The sequence below is a fragment of the Nocardia sp. NPDC101769 genome (genome assembly GCF_044766925.1).
GTDB lineage: Bacteria > Actinomycetota > Actinomycetes > Mycobacteriales > Mycobacteriaceae > Nocardia.
This window is the reverse complement of sequence record NZ_JBIWMX010000118.1, coordinates 1-2603: the sequence shown is the minus strand read 5'-3', so window position 1 is coordinate 2603 and position 2603 is coordinate 1. Positions and strand designations below refer to the sequence as shown.

The 2603-nt window shown below is 64.2% G+C and carries 1 protein-coding gene; it reads right to left on the bottom strand.

All coding sequences use genetic code 11. The features are described from left to right. Positions 1-432 precede the first annotated feature (432 nt). On the bottom strand, positions 433-2232 hold the full coding sequence (locus tag ACIRRA_RS45790) for a tetratricopeptide repeat protein (RefSeq protein WP_402782381.1): 1800 nt from the start codon (positions 2230-2232) through the stop codon (positions 433-435). Positions 2233-2603: the final 371 nt, after the last annotated feature.

Genomic DNA, 2603 nt, shown 5'->3' with positions numbered 1-2603 from the left:
GCCTCATCGACACCATCTTCTCCGTCGGAACCACCCGATAGACCCGAACCACCCCAGCGGTCGGCTACGCGACACCCAACGTCCTACATTGCCGCTGACCGCGCTGATCGCACCGGCCCGCGCGAGGCACTGCGGACACGACTGAGCCCCCACCCAGACACGGAATGGGGCTCAGCAGAGTCTCTACCAGCAGCGATACGCGCGCTGCCCTACTTCTTCGCAGAGGCTAATCCGCTTCGGAACTCGACCCCATTGACGTCCCATCTCTGCACGTCAAACGCCCTGCTCGGCACTCGACTCGCGTTCCGAAGCCGAATAACCTCTCCGCCGCGCGCACGGATCTGCCCGGCGCGGCGGCACCTTCCGAGAGCCACCGGCCCTCCCGTGCAGACAGCTAGCTCTAGCGGACTCAAGTGCGCGCTCATGCCGAGTTCAGGGCATTGGTCGGATCCACTGCAGCAGTAGCCCGAGGTCAGCCATCGCGCGCGCGTCACCGCCTGCAGCGGCTTTGCGGTACCAGTCCTCGGCCCCGGCGAGGTCACCCCGGTCGTACAGCAGCAACCCGAGGTTGCGCATCGAGTCCTTATCTCCGGCGGCGATGGCTTTGCGATACCAGTCTTCGGCCTCGGTGAGGTCACCGCGTTTCTTCAGCAGTATCCCGAGGTTGTTCATCGAGTACGCGTCACCGCCGGCAGCGGCTCTGCGGTACCAGTCCTCGGCCCCGGCGAGGTCACCCTGCTTCTCGAGCAGGAATCCGAGGTTGGTCATCGCGCCTGCGTCGCCGACCGCGATGGCTTTGCGGTACCAGTCCTGGGCCCCGGCGAGGTCACCGCGATCCCGCAGCAGTATCCCAAGGTTGCGCATCGCGTCCTTATTGCCGGCGGCGATGGCTTTGCGGTACCAGTCCTCGGCCCCGGCGAGGTCACCGCGTTGCCTCAGCAGTATCCCGAGGTTGTGCATCGCGCCTGCGTCGCCGACCGCGATGGCTTTGCGGTACCAGTCCTCGGCCCCGGCGAGGTCACCGCGATCCCGCAGCAGTATCCCAAGGTTGCGCATCGAGTCCTTATTGCCGGCGGCGATGGCTTTGCGGTACCAGTCCTCGGCCCGGGCGAGGTCACCGCGGTCGTACAGCAGCAGCCCCAGGTTGCGCATCGCGTCCTTATTCCCGGCGACGATGGCTTTGCGATACCAGTCCTCGGCGCCGGCAAGGTCACCGCGTTTCTCCAGCAACAACCCAAGATTGTGCATCGCGCTCGCGTCACCGCCGGCAGCGGCTTTGCGGTACCAGTCCTCGGCCTCGGACGTCGGATCGCCTGTCTGTGCGGCGGCGCCTGGTTCGGGTTGCGGGGGCAGTGCGCAGTTGCTGCCGATGGTGATCGTGGTGTGTGGATTTGTTCGGCCGGATGCCTGTGTCGCGGCTGCTGCCAGATGAGCGCAGGAGCCGTATCTGTCGGCGGGATCTTTCGCCAGTGCACGTGCAATGACCTCATCGAACGCTGGGGACAGGGCTGAATTGATGTGGCTGGGGCGTGGGATCGGTGCGTTCAGGTGCCCATGGATCAACTGCGAGATGCTTTTCCCCGGATAAGGCAGGGTTCCGGTCAGCATGTGATAGAGAGTGCAGCCCAGGGAGTAGACGTCGGCGCGGTGATCGACCGCGCCGATCGAGTCGATTCGTTCAGGTGCGGCGTAGTGGAAACTCATCAGCAGTTCGCCAGTTCGGGTGAGCGCGGTGGTGTTGTCGAGCACCTTGGCGATCCCGAAGTCGGTGAGCATCACGCGCTCCCGCGCGGTGTTTGTGACCAGGATGTTGGCCGGTTTGACGTCGCGGTGCAGGACGCCGCGCTGGTGCGCGTAATCGAGCGCGTCCGCGATCTCGGTGACGATCCACACCGCGCGTGGGGGATCGATGGGTCCATTGCGCAGTTCGGCGTCGACGTCGCTGCCGTCGATGTAGGTCATCGAGATCCACGGCCGGTTCTGTTCTTCCCCGCGCGCGTAGATGGTGACGACATTCGGGTGCTCCAGACCAGCAACGGTTTCGGCCTCGTGCAGGAACCGCCTTCGACCATCGGGATCGCTGCTCGCGGCCCAGTTGAGCAGCTTCAACGCGACCTGTCGTGGCAGGTCGCGGTCGCGGGCCAGATACACCTTGCCCATCCCGCCCTCACCGAGCAGTCGTTCGATCCTGTAGCCCGCGAACACCGCACCGGCCCCAAGCGTGGCCTCCACCCCGCACTACCTCCAAAACCACACTGTGACAACGACGATGACTTTATGACGTACTTGAGCCCTGTGCAGCAAGGCCCTTCCAGCTACTCAGAGGTCGCGTGCGTGCTGCCATGATGATGGAATGGAAGCTCGTTTCTCGGCTGCTGTTGAATGGATCGATACACGACGGGCTGAAGGTGAAGTGCCACAGGGACGTCGGGTCATTGGCGTCGATGGGGCAATGGAAATTACCGGTCCCGAACACGGGATGAGGGGCGGCATGACGTTGTGCGGCATCGGAGTCTGTCAATCCCGATGAGACAGGTCAGGCTGCCTGTTCTGTGTCGGTGTTCTCCTTCGTGGGTCGGTTGATCCACGCCGCTTCGGGTAAC